Origin of the sequence: Rhodanobacter umsongensis, from assembly GCF_042654965.1 — a bacterium.
In the GTDB taxonomy this organism is placed as follows: domain Bacteria; phylum Pseudomonadota; class Gammaproteobacteria; order Xanthomonadales; family Rhodanobacteraceae; genus Rhodanobacter; species Rhodanobacter umsongensis.
The window spans coordinates 19,263-35,013 of the sequence record NZ_JBHSMK010000005.1 but is presented as its reverse complement, the minus strand read 5'-3'; the positions used below and the strand labels follow the sequence as shown (position 1 = coordinate 35,013).

Annotated in this window: 18 protein-coding genes; 7 read left to right on the top strand and 11 right to left on the bottom strand. The window is 67.3% G+C overall.

Annotated features, from left to right (window positions below; all coding sequences use genetic code 11):
* Positions 1-7: 7 nt before the first annotated feature.
* A complete protein-coding gene (locus ACFPME_RS09360; RefSeq protein WP_377304490.1) occupies positions 8-307 on the top strand; it encodes an STAS domain-containing protein in 300 nt (99 codons plus the stop codon).
* A gap of 234 nt (positions 308-541) precedes the next feature.
* Here ACFPME_RS09360 and ACFPME_RS09355 read toward each other — a convergent pair whose 3' ends face one another.
* From ACFPME_RS09355 to ACFPME_RS09340, 4 genes are all read right to left on the bottom strand, one after another.
* Entirely contained in the window at positions 542-904 is a 363-nt protein-coding gene (locus tag ACFPME_RS09355; RefSeq protein WP_377304488.1) for a hypothetical protein, read from the bottom strand.
* Positions 905-1,064: 160 nt separating this feature from the next.
* The gene (locus ACFPME_RS09350) at positions 1,065-1,643 is read right to left on the bottom strand and encodes an NUDIX hydrolase (protein ID WP_377304486.1); all 579 of its coding nucleotides are present in this window, start codon (positions 1,641-1,643) and stop codon (positions 1,065-1,067) included.
* Between the two features lie 113 nt (positions 1,644-1,756).
* Positions 1,757-2,662: a 5'-3' exonuclease gene (locus ACFPME_RS09345; RefSeq protein ID WP_377304484.1), complete on the bottom strand. Its 906-nt coding sequence runs from the start codon at positions 2,660-2,662 to the stop codon at positions 1,757-1,759.
* The gene (locus ACFPME_RS09340; RefSeq protein WP_377304482.1) at positions 2,659-3,228 is read right to left on the bottom strand and encodes a nitroreductase family protein; all 570 of its coding nucleotides are present in this window, start codon (positions 3,226-3,228) and stop codon (positions 2,659-2,661) included. Before ACFPME_RS09340 ends, ACFPME_RS09345 begins: the two co-directional genes overlap by 4 nt.
* Before the next feature lie 133 nt (positions 3,229-3,361).
* Here ACFPME_RS09340 and ACFPME_RS09335 point away from each other — a divergent pair, with 133 nt between their 5' ends.
* Positions 3,362-4,297 carry an alpha/beta fold hydrolase gene (locus tag ACFPME_RS09335; protein ID WP_377304480.1) on the top strand — a complete coding sequence of 312 codons (936 nt, stop codon included), beginning with the start codon at positions 3,362-3,364 and terminating at the stop codon, positions 4,295-4,297.
* Here the strand turns inward: ACFPME_RS09335 and cdd are convergent.
* Entirely contained in the window at positions 4,292-4,696 is a 405-nt protein-coding gene (cdd, locus tag ACFPME_RS09330; RefSeq protein WP_377304478.1) for a cytidine deaminase, read from the bottom strand. The two genes, ACFPME_RS09335 and cdd, sit on opposite strands and share 6 nt — an antisense overlap.
* A gap of 134 nt (positions 4,697-4,830) precedes the next feature.
* Here cdd and ACFPME_RS09325 point away from each other — a divergent pair, with 134 nt between their 5' ends.
* Positions 4,831-5,931, top strand: a complete 1,101-nt coding sequence (locus tag ACFPME_RS09325; protein WP_377304476.1) for an NAD(P) transhydrogenase subunit alpha — start codon at positions 4,831-4,833, stop codon at positions 5,929-5,931.
* 30 nt (positions 5,932-5,961) lie between these two features.
* Here ACFPME_RS09325 and ACFPME_RS09320 read toward each other — a convergent pair whose 3' ends face one another.
* From ACFPME_RS09320 to ACFPME_RS09310, 3 genes are read right to left on the bottom strand one after another with little or no spacing between them, the layout of a single operon-like run.
* Positions 5,962-6,459: a DUF3106 domain-containing protein gene (locus tag ACFPME_RS09320; RefSeq protein WP_377304474.1), complete on the bottom strand. Its 498-nt coding sequence runs from the start codon at positions 6,457-6,459 to the stop codon at positions 5,962-5,964.
* 3 nt (positions 6,460-6,462) lie between these two features.
* Positions 6,463-6,858, bottom strand: coding sequence for a hypothetical protein (locus ACFPME_RS09315; RefSeq protein WP_377304472.1), 396 nt, complete (start codon positions 6,856-6,858; stop codon positions 6,463-6,465).
* Positions 6,855-7,439: an RNA polymerase sigma factor gene (locus ACFPME_RS09310; RefSeq protein ID WP_377304469.1), complete on the bottom strand. Its 585-nt coding sequence runs from the start codon at positions 7,437-7,439 to the stop codon at positions 6,855-6,857. The genes ACFPME_RS09315 and ACFPME_RS09310 overlap by 4 nt, the downstream gene beginning before the upstream one ends.
* Positions 7,440-7,643: 204 nt before the next feature.
* Between ACFPME_RS09310 and ACFPME_RS09305 the strand changes: the two genes are divergently transcribed.
* Positions 7,644-7,964 carry an NAD(P) transhydrogenase subunit alpha part 2 gene (locus ACFPME_RS09305; protein ID WP_377304467.1) on the top strand — a complete coding sequence of 107 codons (321 nt, stop codon included), beginning with the start codon at positions 7,644-7,646 and terminating at the stop codon, positions 7,962-7,964.
* A complete protein-coding gene (locus ACFPME_RS09300; protein ID WP_377304465.1) occupies positions 7,964-9,421 on the top strand; it encodes an NAD(P)(+) transhydrogenase (Re/Si-specific) subunit beta in 1,458 nt (485 codons plus the stop codon). Before ACFPME_RS09305 ends, ACFPME_RS09300 begins: the two co-directional genes overlap by 1 nt.
* A gap of 34 nt (positions 9,422-9,455) precedes the next feature.
* Here the strand turns inward: ACFPME_RS09300 and ACFPME_RS09295 are convergent, their stop codons facing one another.
* Positions 9,456-9,884: a hypothetical protein gene (locus tag ACFPME_RS09295; RefSeq protein WP_377304463.1), complete on the bottom strand. Its 429-nt coding sequence runs from the start codon at positions 9,882-9,884 to the stop codon at positions 9,456-9,458.
* 224 nt (positions 9,885-10,108) lie between these two features.
* On the opposite strand from ACFPME_RS09295, the gene sufT reads away from it, so the two are divergent.
* Together sufT and ACFPME_RS09285 are read left to right on the top strand one after the other, a co-directional pair.
* Positions 10,109-10,666 (top strand): putative Fe-S cluster assembly protein SufT, encoded by a 558-nt coding sequence (gene sufT, locus ACFPME_RS09290; protein ID WP_377304461.1) that lies wholly within the window; start codon positions 10,109-10,111, stop codon positions 10,664-10,666.
* Positions 10,667-11,131: 465 nt separating this feature from the next.
* The gene (locus ACFPME_RS09285) at positions 11,132-13,279 is read left to right on the top strand and encodes a M4 family metallopeptidase (RefSeq protein ID WP_377304459.1); all 2,148 of its coding nucleotides are present in this window, start codon (positions 11,132-11,134) and stop codon (positions 13,277-13,279) included.
* A gap of 118 nt (positions 13,280-13,397) precedes the next feature.
* On the opposite strand, the gene ACFPME_RS09280 is transcribed toward ACFPME_RS09285, so the two are convergent.
* Together ACFPME_RS09280 and ACFPME_RS09275 are read right to left on the bottom strand one after the other, a co-directional pair.
* Positions 13,398-13,889 (bottom strand): asparaginase domain-containing protein, encoded by a 492-nt coding sequence (locus ACFPME_RS09280; protein WP_377304457.1) that lies wholly within the window; start codon positions 13,887-13,889, stop codon positions 13,398-13,400.
* Positions 13,890-14,026: 137 nt separating this feature from the next.
* Complete coding sequence (locus ACFPME_RS09275; RefSeq protein WP_377304455.1) at positions 14,027-15,670, bottom strand: acyl-CoA dehydrogenase family protein; 1,644 nt, start codon at positions 15,668-15,670, stop codon at positions 14,027-14,029.
* Positions 15,671-15,751 lie beyond the last annotated feature (81 nt).

Sequence of the window (15,751 nt, the reverse complement as noted above, 5' to 3'; positions counted from 1 at the left end):
GTGCAGCATGATCGTCCACCACGACAGCGAACACGATTGCCTGACCCTGCAGCTGGGCGAGCGTTTCGATTTCAGCATCCATCGCGATTTTCACGAGGCCTGCCTCGGCGGTGGCGGCGCGGCGCGCAGCTACGTCATCGACCTGGGCGAAGTGACCAGCATGGACAGTTCCGCGCTGGGCATGCTGCTGCTGCTGCGCGAACACGCCGGCGCCGACCGCGCCGAGATCCGCATCGTCAACGCCGGCACCGAATTGCGCAGCACCCTGCGCGTGGCGGGCTTCGACAAGTTGTTCGTGCTGCACTGAGGCCGCCGCTGGCCGGCGCGCCGTAGCGCAGCGCGAAGGATGGGAGAACATCCGATCGACGTCGATGGCCGCCGGTGTCGGGGGCACTTCGCCCTCGTTCGCTCACGCGACCGCGCCGGCGCGAGCCGGGCGCGTTGCGCGAGGTGAATAATCGGGGCCGATCGGTCGGACATGCGGAGCAGCAAAAAGGCCCCTCGCGGGGCCTCGTTTTGTGTACGTGCCGGCGGGGTCGGGTTACCAGGCGCGTACGGCAATCACGCTGACGGTGTAGGTCGCCATGTCGGACTGAAAGCGGAAGCGCCGGCCCAGATCGAACTTGGCGGCCGAGCCGGGGGCGATGTTGGTGGTGCCGGCCGGCCAGCCTTCCTTGCTCTGGACCACCTTGCCGTCGGTGTCCTTCGCGTCGATGCGGATCTGGGCGGCCGACGGATCGGTGCAGTTGTTGACCAGCTCGCCGGCGAGCATGATGCGCGCGGAGCCGCCGGCGCCGCTGATGGAAGTCTTGAAATCCTTGATGGCGAAGTCGGTGGGCGCGCAGGCGGCGTGGCCGGCCAACGGGAGAAGCAGCAGCGAAGCGAGAAGGAGTGTGGTTTTCATGGGCAGGGATCCATCGATACGGGGAAAGCCAAGGAACCAGCCGATGGGGCAACACCGGCCGACACCCAGCAAATCGGCCGCAACGCCGAAACCTTTAGGCCCCCGGGGGAGGGAAGCGCCGCTGGCGATGCGGCCGGCGCAGCCGGTGCTATCGGCGGCCCTAGCGCGCTGCCGGGCAGGGCTGGGCGTGCTCGATGAACCAGAGTCCCGCGAACAGTTTCGGGTCGATCGAGTAGCCGTCGGCGGCGCGGCCGAACAGCCACGCCCCGGCCTCGCTGCGGGGAACTTCGTGAACCACGATGTTCTCGGTTTCATCGCCGCCGCCAGGGCCGACCTTCTCCAGCTGCCATGCCCGCACGAAGGTGATCATCTCGGTACTCATGCCCGATGACGATGGCCCGCGATGGACGAATTCGACACGCTGGCAGCGGTAACCCGTTTCTTCCTCCAGTTCGCGCTGGGCGGCGAGCAGGGCGCTTTCGTCGGCCTGCCCGGCGAGGTCGCCGACCAGGCCGGCCGGCATCTCGATGGTGTTCTGCAGGATCGATACGCGGTACTGCTCGACGAACAGCACGTTGTCCTCCGGCGTCACCGCCAGGATGATCACCGCGCCGCCGGGATGGTTGCGCTCGGCGTACTCCCAGCGGCCGCGCTTGCGCAGGCTCAGCCAGCGGCCTTCGCAAAGGGTTTCGACGGGTGCGTCGGCGTCGGCAGGAATGCGGTCGGCGGAATCGTTCATCGGTGGCCACGCGCTGCGGAAAAAACAGCAGCCATGTTGACCTTTCCCGGCAACGCCGACAACCGCATGTCGTTCCTCCTGCGGGCAGGGAGGCGGCTTTCGAGCGCGCGGGTTCAGCGCAGCAACGCGCGCAGCCGGCTGCGGGTGAAGGCGCCGAAGCGCAATTGTTCGCACAGGTTGTCGAGCTGCTCCGGCTGCTGGCGGCCGCGCAGCAGGGTCTCGACGGCAACGGCGCCCGGCGCGTCCAGCGCAATGCGGGTGAGGCGCCGGTACAGCCGCACCTGTTCCGCATGCTCGCGCAACTTCGCGGCACATGCGGCCGCGCCGCGCAGGCGCAGAAACGCCACTTCATCGACGCGATCGAGCAGGATGTCGAGGCTGCCGAAGTGGCTCAGCAGGGCAGCGGCGGTCTTTGCGCCGACGCCGGGCACGCCGGGGATGTTGTCCACCGCATCGCCGCACAATGCGAGGTAGTCCGCCACCTGGTGCGGATGCACACCAAGCTTTTCGTGCACGCCCGCCGGCCCCCAGCGCAGGCCGCGTGCGTAATCCCATTGCTCGTCGTGCTCACCCAGCAACTGGCCGAAGTCCTTGTCGGCGGACACGATCACGCTGCGCCAGCCGTGCGCGCGCAGATTCCACACGGTGCTGCCGATGAGGTCGTCGGCCTCGAAGCTGTGATCGATCATCAGGTGGATGCCGAGCGCCTCGGTGATCGCGCGGCATTGCACGAACTGGCGTTCCAGATCCGGTGGCGGCAGCTCGCGGTTGGCTTTGTAAGCCGGATAGATCGCGTTGCGGAACGAGCTTGTCAGCGAGGCATCGAATGCCACCGCGATGTGCTCGGGCTGCGCGCGCTCCAGCAGCTCGCACAGGAAGCGGGCGTAGCCATGCACCGCGTTGGTCGGGTGGCCGTCTGCGTCGAAGAACTCGTCCGGCATCGAATGCCAGGCGCGGAACACATACAGGCTGCCATCGACCAGGTGGACGGCTGGACGTCCATTCCCCGGGGTGCTCATGGTGTCCACGTGGTCAACAGGTCGGCCAGCGCCGGCCGGTCGCGGTCAGGCACCTCGATCTGCGGCGTGCCCAGGTGCACGAAGCCGACCACGTGTTCGTGCGCGGCCAAGCCGAGGATCGCCGCCACGTCGCGGTCATAGGCGGCCCAGCCGGTCAGCCACTGGGCGCCCAAGCCCAGCGCGTACGCACCGAGCAGGATGTTGTAGGCGACATTGCCCGCGCACAGCTTCTGTTCGATCTCCGGCACCTTGCTGTCGGGGTGCAGGCGGGCGACGACCACCATCACCAGCGGCGCGAAGGTATAGCGCAGGCGATCCTTTTCGAGCTTCGCGTCGGACATGCCGGGATGGTTGTGGACAGCGATGGCGGCCAGCCGCTCGCCGAAGCGCAGCTTGGCCTCGCCCTGCAGGCGGATCAGCCGGAACGGCACCAGCTTGCCGTGGTCGGGCACGCGGATCGCCGCTTCCAGCAGCGCCTGCAGCGTCGCCTCATCCGGTGCCGGCTCGCCGAGCTGGCGCGATGGCACGGAATGGCGTTGCTGGAGCAGGGATAGCGCGTCGGGCATGATCAAGAGTCACGGGGAAACCCCAATCCTACAGCTTGCGCGGGTGTCGCCGCGATGATCACCAGTCATGCGGATAGTGATGTTTGTGCCGCTGTAGGATCACAGGACACATGCGATTCCCTGGAGTGCAATCATGAAAATCATGCCGCGCATCGCTGCGTTGGTGGCGTTGGTCCTGTCTGGTTCCGCGGCCTGTGCTGTTCCGCCGGCAATATCGGCAACGGCGGCGATTCGCGATGGCGCATTCACTACCGACGATGGTGCCAGGATTCATTACCTGCAGGCAGGCAAGCCGGGCGCCGCACCAGCACTGGTGTTGATTCCGGGATGGACGCTCACCGCATCCTTGTGGCGCGAGCAGCTCCAACGCTTTTCCACGGATCGCATGGTGCTCGCGATCGACTCGCGCTCGCAGGGCATTTCGTCGAAGATGGAAACGGGCAACACTCCGGAACAGCGGGCGCGGGATTTGCACGCCTTGCTGGGGCAGTTGCACGTCGACCGTTTCGTCATTGTTGGGTGGTCGCAGGGCGCGCAAGACGTTGCAGCGTATGTTCAGCAGTTCGGTACCGGCGCGTTGGCCGGTGTCGTGTTCGTGGATTCACCGGTGTCGGCTGGCACGGCCGAGTTGGATATCCGCAAGGCATTCAGCAAGGTCATCCTTTCCGGTCTGGCCGTATATGCGAATCATCCAGCGGAATACAGCGAAGGCATGGTGCGCTCGATTTTCAAGCGACCGCATCCTGATCTCGACATCGATGCGGTGATCGCCCAGGCGCGGCAGACGCCGCCGGCGATAGGTGCCGTCATGCTGGTGTCGGACATCTTTGGTGCGGATCGGCGGCCAGCGCTGAAGAAGATCGATTGCCCCACACTGGTTATTGCATCCGCCGATTCGCCCCTTCTCGATGCGCAGAAGGCGATGGCTGCAGAGATCGCCGGGTCGCAGCTGGTGGTGGTGTCGAACACGGGGCATGCCGTTTTTGTTGACGATCCATCGGTCTTTGACGACGCCTTGGCGAAACTTCTGCTTCGCTCGGCATCGCCGCATCCGGACCCGCGTCTATAGCCGAAAAGCGTTGGGCAGCAAGGCAGCCACGCTGATTTCCTGGCGCGCACCACGCAGATTTGCCAGCAGTACCGGCATGTCGGCGTTGCAGAGTTCCACCATCACTTGGCGACAGGCGCCGCAGGGACTGACCGGGCCGTCGGTATCGGCGGTCACCGCCAGCGCGGCGAAATCGCCGGGTCGGCAGCCGGCCGCGATCGCGCTGAACAGTGCGGTGCGTTCGGCACAGTTGCACAGACTGTACGAGGCGTTTTCCACGTTGCAGCCGCTGAACTGACGGCCGTCACGGGTCAGCACCGCGGCGCCGACCTGAAAGTGCGAATACGGCGCATAGGCCTGTTCGCGAGCGTCGCGCGCCAGCGCCAGCAAATCATCGAAAGTGTTCGGGGATACGGACATCGGGATCTCCAGCAAACGACCCCGTGCGGCGCCAGTGGCTCGTGCCGGCGGGCCAGCTTACTCTTTTGGGCTCGGCGGAATCAAAACCTGCGAGTCCCGCTAAGATGTCCAGACCACTTGAAGGGGATTGCACCATGCCGATCACCGTAGCTGCTTTGCGCGAGACCGCCGCCGGGGAGCGGCGCGTGGCGATCACGCCCGAGATGGCGAAGAAGCTGCGCGGCAAGGGCCTGCGCGTGTTGCTGGAACACGACGCCGGCCGTGCCGCCGGCTTTCCCGACAGCAGTTATGCCGAGGCCGAATTTGCCGATGCCGCCGCCGTGCTGGCGCAGGCCGATCTGCTGGCCTGCGTGTTGCCGCCGGACGCGGCGGTGTTCGCCGGGTTGCGCGAAGGCACGGTGGTGGTTGGCCAGCTGCGCCCCTACGGTGCCGCCGATCGCGTCGCTGCGCTGACCGCGCACAAGTTGACCGCGTTCTCGCTGGAGCTGCTGCCGCGCACCACGCGGGCACAGGCCATGGATGTGCTCAGTTCGCAGGCCGCGGTGGCCGGCTATCGCGCCATGCTGATCGCGGCCGAGGCATCACCGAAATTCTTTCCGATGCTGACCACCGCTGCCGGCACGATCCGCCCGTCGAAGGTGCTGGTGATCGGCGCCGGCGTGGCCGGCCTGCAGGCGATCGCCACCGCCCGCCGGCTTGGCGCGCAGACCGAAGGCTACGACGTGCGCCCGGAAACGCGCGAGCAGGTCGAGTCGCTGGGTGCGAAGTTTCTCGAGCTGGGTGTCAGTGCGGCCGGTAGCGGTGGCTACGCGCGCGAACTGTCGCCGGAAGAGCGCGCGGCGCAGCAGCAGGCGCTGGGCGAACACCTGAAGTCGATCGACGTGATCGTCACCACCGCCGCGGTGCCGGGCCGGCCGGCGCCGAAGATCCTCACCGCGGCGATGGTCGGGGGCATGAAGCCGGGTGCGCTGATCGTCGACCTGGCCGCAGAGAGCGGCGGCAACTGCGAGCTGACGAAACCGGGTGAGCGGGTCGAGCACGGCGGCGTGGTGATCCTGGGGCCGCTGAACCTGCCGGCTGGCGCACCGCTGCACGCGTCGGAAATGTACGCGCGCAACGTGTTCAATTTCATCGAGCTGCTCGTGCACGACGGCGAGCTGCGGCCGGATTTCGGCGACGAACTGGTGGCCAAGAGCTGCCTGAGCCACGCCGGCGAGATGCGTTTTACCGGCTGAGCGGATTGCCGTGTCGCTGGCGCCCGTGGCTTACCGCTGGCCGCGCGGCGGCGAAGGCGCGCGACCGTGGTCGTGGTGCTCGTCCCGTTGCAGGCGTTCCGCCGGAGGCAGCTCGTGCCATTCGCGGATCAGCTTTTCGCGCTGTGCCGGCGGCAACTGCTGGAAGCGTTCGTAGGTGCTGTGCAACTGCTCGCGTTGTTGCGGCGGCAGCTGCTGGAACTTGCGCCTGTTTTCGCGGGCCTGCCGGCGCTCATCCGGCGTCATCAGCTGCCAGCGCTCGATATGCTGGCGCACTTCCTCGCGCCTCTGCGGCGGCAGGGTGACCCAGTACTCGGCGCGCTTGAGCATGTGCGCCTGCTTGCGCGGCGACATGCTGTTCCAGCGCTGTTGCAGCGGAGCCAGTACTTCGCGCTGGGCGGCATCCAGGCTGTTCCACGGGCGCGGCGCGTCCTGCGCATGCAGCGGCATGACGCCGCCGAGCAGGATGGCCAGCAGCAGAAGCAGGGTCGGTCGGAGGATTCGGGCCATGGCTCAGCGGCTTGCCGGACGACGGTTGCTGGCGGCCAGCCAGCCATAGAAGTCGAGGTTCTGGTAGAGGTTGGGGTCGGCCTTGTCGGCGTCCGGCGGCAACTCGTTGTCGAACTCCCCGCCGGCATCGGTCGCGCTGCTGGCCTGTGCAGGCCTGGCGGATGGATGCGGCGGCCGCCACACCATGAGCGTGGCCAGCACGATGACGGCGAACGCGCCAGTCGGGATCAGCCAGCGGGCGGTGCGGTGGGCGGGCGCCGGCGGCGGGTGCAGCGCCCGCCGGCGGGCTGCGCGCAACCGCTCGACGGTGGCCGGATCGATGCGCTGGGCAGCCTCGTGCCAGAGCTCGCGCGCGCGCTGCTCGGCAGGTTGTCCGGGTCGATTGTCAGACGAGTTCATCGCCAGTCCTCCAGTTGGTCGCGCAGGTGATGCATGGCGCGCGACAGATGAGTTTTCACGCTGCCTTCGGAGCAGCCCATGGCACGCGCGGTTTCCGCCACGTCCAGCCCTTCCAGCATGCGCAGCATGAAGGCCTCGCGCTGGCGTTGCGGCAATTGCCTTACTGCCACGGCCATGTCCGCGTACGACTGCAGGTCGTGCAACCGGTCGAGCGGGCCGGGGCCGCGGTCGGCCGGCTCCCACACGGGCAGTTCGTCGCCATCGTCGTCGCGGTCGCCGCCGAACCACCCCACCACGATCGAGCGCACCTTGCGGCGGCGCTGCAGATCGACGATGCGCCGGCGCAGGATGCCCCAGAACAGTGGCGACCATTCCGCAGCGGGCTTGTCGCGGTAGTGCCTGACCAGCCGCAGCATGGCATCCTGCACGGCGTCCATCGCGTCCTCGCGCTGGCGCAGTTGCAGCTCGGCCATGCGAAACGCGCGCCGCTCGACCTGCGCCAGGAACGCGTCCAGCGTGGCGGGCGTTTCGCGGACGTGCTCGAGCATGTCCGTGCCGAGCGTACCGGTCAGGCTGTTCATGGCGGCCTCGTCCGCTTCGTCGGGTGGCGCATCCTCAGGCTCCAGCGGTTCGATTCCCGTATTCAACGCGGTGGGCCCGCACGGGTTGACGCGCACGCGTGCACGCCTGCCACGCAAGAGCTCATGCGGGCCGTGGCGCAGCCGCGAAGTTGGGCGAGGTTCCCGTATGATGCAGCCACAACTGAGTCCTGGCGGGGTGGGGTCATGATCGACGGTTTTCTGGCGCTGTACATCTTCATGCTGGCAGCTTTCACCGGCTACGAAATCATCGCGCGGGTGCCGGTGATCCTGCACACGCCGCTGATGTCAGGCTCCAACTTCGTGCACGGCATTGTGCTGGTCGGCGCGATGATCGCGCTAGGCCATGCGCAGACGCCGTTCGAGATCGCGGTCGGGTTCATCGGCGTGCTGCTGGGCGCGGGCAACGCCGCCGGCGGCTACGTGGTGACCGAGCGGATGCTGGAGATGTTCAAGTCCAGCAAGCCGGATGCCGGCAAGCCAAACCTCAGCGAGGTGACCAAGTGATGGCCTGGTTGCCGGTGTTGATCAAGTCCTGTTATTTCCTCGCCGCACTGCTGTTCATCCTGGGCCTCAAACGCATGAGTTCGCCGCGCACCGCGCGGGGCGGCATCGTGTGGGCCGGCTACGGCATGCTGCTGGCGGTGCTGGCCACGTTCTTCCTGCCGGACATGCACAATCGCGGCCTGATCATCGCCGCGGTGCTGATCGGCGTCAGCGCGGCGTGGTGGAGCGGCAAGCGGGTGGCGATGACCGCGATGCCGCAGATGGTGGCGCTGTACAACGGCATGGGCGGCGGTGCGGCGGCGGCGATCGGCGCGGTCGAGCTGATCGGTTACGTGCGCGAACTCGGGTTGCTGCATGCGCTGCCGGATACCTCGCCGCTGCGGCCCGAAGCCTGGGCGGTGAACGGCCTGCCGCCCACGCTGACACCGGTCGAGCTGGCGCTGGGCGTGCTCGGCGCGCTGATCGGCGCGGTGAGTTTTTCCGGCTCGCTGATCGCGTTCGCCAAGCTGCAGGGTTGGCTGGACAAGCGCTTCGTGTTTGCCGGTCAGCGCGCGGTCAACCTGTTGCTGCTGGCGGCAGCGGTGGTGGTCGGCATCATGCTGGCGAGCGGTCACGCCAGCGTGCCGCTGATCGTGGCGTTCTTCGCGCTGGCGCTGCTGTTCGGCTTGCTGATGACGCTGCCGATCGGCGGCGCCGACATGCCGGTGGTGATCTCGCTGTACAACGCGTTCACCGGACTGGCGGTGGCGTTCGAGGGTTTCGTGCTGGGCAACGAGGCGATGATCATCGCCGGCATGGTGGTCGGCGCGGCCGGCACGCTGCTGACCCAGCTGATGGCCAAGGCGATGAACCGCTCGATCGGCAACGTGCTGTTCGGCAGCTTCGGCGCCGCTGCGGGCGAAGCGCAGGCGATCGAAGGCGCGCAGAAGCCGATCGATGCTTCCGACGCGGCGGTGATGATGGCCTACGCCGAACGCGTGGTGATCGTGCCCGGCTATGGCCTAGCAGTGGCGCAGGCGCAGCACAAGGTGTGGGAGTTCGCGCAATTGCTGATCAAGCGCGGCGTGAAGGTGAAGTTCGCGATCCATCCGGTAGCCGGCCGCATGCCCGGCCACATGAACGTGCTGCTGGCCGAGGCCGGCGTGCCGTACGACCTGATCGCCGATATGGACGACATCAACCCGGAGTTTCCGTCCACCGACGTGGCGCTGGTGATCGGCGCGAACGACGTGGTCAATCCGCTGGCGAAGACCGATCCGGCCTCGCCGATCTATGGCATGCCGATCCTCGACGTGGGCAACGCGAAGCATGTGATCGTGATCAAGCGCGGCCGCGGCACCGGCTTTGCCGGCATCGAGAACGCGCTGTTCTACGCCGACAATACCCGCATGCTGTACGGCGACGGGCAGGCGGCCGTGGGCGAGCTGGTGACGGCGGTAAAGGACATCGACGCCTGATCGCCTGCGCGCTGAGCCCTGGCTTGGGCCGCCGTCAGCGCCTGGGCGGCGCGCGCCAGGCCAGCCATGCCGCCAGCAGTATGGCCAGCACGGTCCAGCCCAGGTCAGCCGGCGACAGCGCCATGCAGGCCAGTTGCCACAGCATGCCGGCACCCGCGGTGCGCAGCGCATCGACCAGGCCGAGCCCCATGTTGCCGGCGATCAGCACGCCGGCAATCAGCATGTTGACGTAGATCGCCGCCAGTGCCGTGGCGCACGCGGACAAGACGGCCGCGCCGATGCCGGCGGGACGCACGAGGCTGCGCATGGTCCAAGCCAGCAACGCGCCGACCGGCAGCGCCAGCCATGGCAGCGCATGACGCAAGTACAACGACACGACCATCCATACGGCACCGGCGGCGAGCCCCAGCATCGCAGCGCTGAACAGGGCAAATGCAAACAGCAAACCGGCGCGTGCGCTCATCGTCGACGACACGACAGGGCATGGGTGATCATGGGTTCATCCATCGGGCAAAGCGGCGATCATAACGTGACGCAGGCGGTTGACGACGGCGGCGCGGCGCCGTGGTGCTTGAGTTCGACGGCCGCGCCCTGATCTGGGACAAGCGGTTCCGCGTCGCGGACGGCATAATGGACAACCTGGGTTCGGCGCATCGTCGCGCCTGCAGATACGGGATTGGCGTTGGCATGAGTGGTTTCAGTCTGAGCAGCGAGCCCTTCACCCTGTCGCGTGATTGCAACGCCGTGATGGTGCCCCAGGGCGACGTGGTGAGCCTTCCCGCCGGCCAGATCGGCTACATCACCCAGGCGCTGGGCGGCAGTTTCACCGTGTATGTGGAAGGCAACCTTTTCCGCATCGCCGGCAACGATGCCGATGCGCTGGGCAAGCCGCAACCGGCGCCGCTCGAGGTGCCCGATGACGCCACCAACGCGGATGTGGAGAAGCTGGCGTGGGACCAGCTGCGCACCGTGTTCGATCCGGAGATTCCGGTGAACGTGGTCGAGCTGGGCCTGGTCTACGATCTCAGTCTGGAGCAGACCGAATCGGGCCAGCGCAAGGTCTACGTGAAGCTCACTCTGACCGCGCCCGGTTGCGGCATGGGCGACATCCTGGTGGATGACGCCCGCACCAAGCTGGAGATGATTCCCACGGTGAGCGAGGCGGACGTGGACCTGGTGTTCGATCCGCCGTGGAGCCACTCGATGATGTCCGATGCGGCCAAGCTCGAAACCGGCATGCTCTGAGTTTCCGGGCAGCAAGTCGGTTGCGCATGATTTCTGTGCATCTCTTCGGGCTGCGACATCCAGCTGCACGCAGATCGCTTGTCCAAAACAGTTTGATCACCTCACCAACACGCGCAGCTCACGTTCGTGAACGCGCAATCGTGCGGGTTGTGACTGCGATCACCCAGCGTAGGAAAAAATCAGATAGTTAGCCCGCGTCGCAAAGACTAACGTAACCCAATCCGTCATCGGGGAGGTTGACGGATGATCCTTTGACGGCAAGACGCCGTTTTGCAGTTACGCGTCCGCGCGCTGCCCTTGCAGGGATGCCAGGGGGAAGGCAGCCGAATCCGGGCGTATTTTGGGATCGCCAGACAGCAAACCAACTAAGGAGTCGTGCCCTGCACGGCAGTTCTTGCATGGGGTCCACGTGGCCGCATCAGGCCCGTTTGTCCCGAAAAAAATAATGTCCAGGAGATTTCCCTTATGTCCGATCATTTCCGTCTGAAATTGCTGGTGGCCGCCATCGGCATGGCCACCGCCTCGCTGGCCACCGCCGCCACCACGCAAACCCTGCGTGCGCAGAATCTCGGTGCGGTACCCGCCGGTTCGCTGGCCGCGCATCTGAACCTCGGCCAGAACATGTCGCTTGCCCCGCTCAGCTCGGTGGCCATCGCCGGTGGTCATCACGTCGTGCGCCAGCAGCAGATGTTCCGTGGCGTGCCGGTGTATGGCCGCAGCATCGCCGTGGTGCAGGACGCCCAGGGCAACGCGCTGCGCGCCACTGGCGAACTGATGCAGAACGCGCAGCTGGATCTCGCCTCGGTCGCGCCGAAGCTGACGCCGGCCAAGGCGCTGGCGGCACTGCAGGCGCATGCGCACACCACGCTGATCGGTGGCGCCCAGCTCAGCAATCAGAAGGCCGATTTGTTCGTGTACCCGCAGGACAATGGTTCGGCGCGTCTGGTCTACCGCACCTCGTATTTCGTCAACAGCACGAGCCCGACCCGTCCGACCGCCATCATCGATGCCAACACCGGCGCCGTGATCAAGAGCTGGGACGGCCTGACCGACGCATCGGCCACAGGCCCTGGCGGCAACACCAAGACCGGCAAGTACATCTACGGCACCGACTACGCCGCGCTCGACGTGACCCAGTCGGGGAGCACCTGCACCCTGGTCAACACCAACGTCAAGACCTACAACCTCAACCATGGCACCAGTGGCGGCACGGTGGTCAGCTTTACCTGCCCGAACAGCGACACCGATGCGATCAATGGCGCCTATTCGCCGGTCAATGATGCGCACCATTTCGGTGGCGTGGTGCACGACATGTACAACGCCTACACCGGGGCGCCGCCGCTGAGCATGCAGCTGGTGATGAAGGTGCACTACAAGAGCAACTACGAGAATGCGTTCTGGGACGGCACCGCCATGAACTTCGGCGACGGCGCCAGCACGTTCTACCCGCTGGTGTCGCTGGACGTGACCAGCCATGAGATCAGCCATGGCTACACCGAGCAGAACTCGGGCCTGGAGTACACCGGCCAGTCCGGCGGCATGAACGAAGCGTATTCGGACATCGCAGGCGAAGCGGCCGAGTTCTTCGATCGCGGCGCGGCGGATTTCCTGGTCGGGCGCGATATCGTCAAGACCAGCGCCGGCATCGGCGACGCGCTGCGCTACATGTGCAACCCGCCGCAGGACGGTGGCTCGATCGACAATGCGGCCAATTACACCTCCAGCCTCGACGTGCATTACTCCAGCGGCGTGTACAACAAGTCGTTCTGCCTGCTGGCCAAGACCAGCGGCTGGGACGTCAAGAAGGCCTTCCAGGTCTACGCGCTGGCGAACAAGGCGTACTGGACCACGACCTCGACCTTCAACTCCGGCGCCTGCGGCGTGGAGTCGGCGGCGACCGACCTGGGTTACACCAAGGCCGACGTCACCGCGGCCTTCAGCGGCGTGGGCGTGAGCTGCTCGGGCGGCGGCGGCGGTGGTGGCACCACCACCGAACTGCAGAACAACGTGGGCGTCACCGGCGTGGCGGCGGCCACGGGCGGCGACAACGACTACTTCATCACGGTGCCGACCGGCGCCAGCAACCTGGTGATGTCGATCTCCGGCGGTACCGGCGATGCCGATTTGTACACCAAGGCCGGCAGCGCGCCGACCACCAGCAGCTACGACTGCCGTCCGTATGTGAGCGGCAACGCCGAGAGCTGTACGGTGGCCGCGCCGGTCGCCGGCAAGTACTACCTCAAGGTGCACGCCTACGCGGCGTACTCCGGCGTCACGGTCAAGGCGGCGTACAGCACCGGCGGCGGTGGTAGCGGCGGCCTGCAGAATGGCGTGCCGGTGACCGGTCTGGCCGGTTCGGCGAGCCAGGAACTGAGCTACACGGTGACGGTGCCGTCGGGCAGCAATCTGGCCATCGCGATCTCCGGCGGCACGGGCGATGCCGATTTGTACGTGAAGAAGGGTTCCGCCCCGACCACTAGCAGCTACGACTGCCGTCCGTATGTGAGCGGCAACGCCGAGACCTGCTCGTTCAGTGCGGCCTCGGGCACGTACTACATCAAGCTGCGTGGCTACACCGCGTTCTCCGGGGTGTCGCTGAAAGCCACCTGGTAAGCCCACGACGGGTCATGGATGACCCGTCGTGCCATGACATCGCAACTGCCATGCGGAAGGCCCGGTCGATTCGACCGGGCCTTCTCTTTTTGCGACGATGCGATGGGCGGCCGGCGGCCTAGCCAGCGGCTTCCTCGAACCGGTTCGCGTCGCGGTTCTTGCGCACCTTGGCCGGGTCCCACACGCGACCGTTCATGGTGATGTAGACGCCGTCCGGCAGGGTCTGCACCGCGGCCACCGCGCAGCCGATGTTGAACACCGCGTCGGAGCCCTGGAAGCGCGCGGGGTTCAGCGCGCCGGTCAGCACGATCACCTTGCCCTTGATGCCGGTCAGTTCGCGGGCCGTGTCCACCATCGAATCGGTACCGTGCGTCACCAGCACATGGCGATGCGGCTGCGCCTCGATGGTGGAGCGCACCAGCGCGCGATCGACATCGTCCATGTGCAGGCTGTCCTTGCGCAGGATCGGGATCACCTCGAACTGGAACGCCACGCCGAGCTGGCCGAGGATCTCGCCGATCTGCGGCGCACCGATCTTGTAGTCCGACTTGTCGTCGAAGTAGATCTTGTCGATGGTGCCGCCGGTGGTGACGATGGTCAGGTGCTGCATGTCGGTGGGCCGTGGAAGGGATTGCGGCATTTTAGCCCGTGCCGGCACATGCGTGCCCGCAGGAGCCCGCTCGCGGGCGATGCTCTTCCGATGGGTGACAAAAGCATCGCCCGCGAGCGGCCTATGCCAAGAGCCGTTTACCCCAGCAGCAACGCGGTATTGTCCGCGTCCGGCGCGACCAGCCGGTCGAGGCCCAGCGCGACGAAGCGGTGCCGCGCCGCGGCCGGGCGTCGGTCGCCGTGGCGGCTCGACCAGGTGGCCTGGCGTGCCAGCAGCGCCGCCGCGGCGCAGCGCGCCAGGGTGAAGGCGAGGCCGCGCGCGCCGGCTTCCAGCGTGTCGCGCGCGGCCGCATGCTGGTCGAGCCAGCGCGCGGCGGCGTCCAGCGTCTGCCGGATCGCGCTGGCCGCGTGCATGTCGTCGTTGCCGTCCAGCCAGCTCGCGCAGGCCGTGCGCAGCGCGCCGAGGCTGTCGCCGGCCAGCGCGCGCAGGCTGTCCAGCGACAGCACGTTGGTGGTGCCTTCCCAGATCGGGTACACCTGCGCGTCGCGCAGCAGCTGCGGCAGGCCGGTGTCCTCGATGTAGCCGGCGCCGCCGAAGCATTCCAGCGCCTCCGAGCACATCTGCACCGCCAGCTTGCCGGTCCACAGCTTGGCCAGCGGCGTGAGCAGGCGCAGCAGCGCGGCCTCGTGCGGCTGCGCCGCGCCGTGCTCGACCCGGCCCAACAAGTGCGCGATCTCGAACGCCAGCGCGAACGCGCCCTCGAACTCGGCCTGCATGTCGGCCAGCGTCTGCGCGTGCAGCGGTTGCTCGATCAATGGACGGCCAAACGCGCGCCGGCGCCCGGCGAAGTCGCGCGCCAGCGCGATCGCGCGGGCCATGCTGGCGACCGCGCAGACCGCGTTCCAGGTGCGCGTGACGTTGAGCATCGGCGCCACCTGGCGCACGCCGTGGGCAAGCTCGCCCAGCGGCCAGGCGGGCAGGCCGTCCAGATGGATTTCCGCGGTGGGCAATTCCTGCGTGCCGAGCTTGTCCTTCAGGCGGTCGATCACCAGTTCGCTCTTGCGCCGCGCGCCGTCCATCGTCTCTACGTAGAACAGCGCCAGCGCCGCGGTGCCCGCGGCCGCCGCGCCTTCGGGCCTCGCCAGCGCCAGCGCCGCCTCGCCGACCACCGCCGAGCTGAACCACTTGCGCCCGTACAGGCGCCATTGCCCGGCGGCATCCTGCCGCGCGACGGTTTCGGTGTGGCCGACGTCGGAGCCGCCGGCGGTCTCGGTCATCCACTGGCCGCTGAGCCAGAACGTGGCCGGATCGCGGCTGAGAAAATGCGGCAGCACACGCTCGATCAGTTCGCGGTTGCCGGAGGCCTTGATCGCGGTGGCGGCGCCGTCGGTCATCGCCAGCGGGCAGGTGTAGAACTCGCTGGCGAGGTGGTACAGGTAGACGCGGGCGAATTCCTCCAGCCGCCCGTGCGCGCTGTCGCCGTGGCCGGCGGCCAGCACCGCGTGCCGCGTCGTCAGCGCCGCGCCTTCCTGCCACGCCGGCGTCAGCTCGATGCGATCCACCCGCCGGCCCCAGGCATCCCATTGCGTCAGCACCGGCTTGCGCCGCGTCGTGGTGCATGCGCGCTGCCACGCCATCTGCGCGTAGTCGCCGAGCGCGCCGAGGTCGGCGTCCAGCGCCGCGCGGCGCTCGGCCGGCAGCGCCCGGTCGAGCAGGGCCAGCAGCGCACGGTCGCTGCGATACGGGTGCGGTAGTTGCGCGGGATCCTGCAGGAAGGCCATGGCGCGCTCCGTCCAGAGTCGAGGTGTCGAGTATAGGCACGCGGGCATTCGGCGCGTGGCGCTGGCATCATCGAAAGCCAC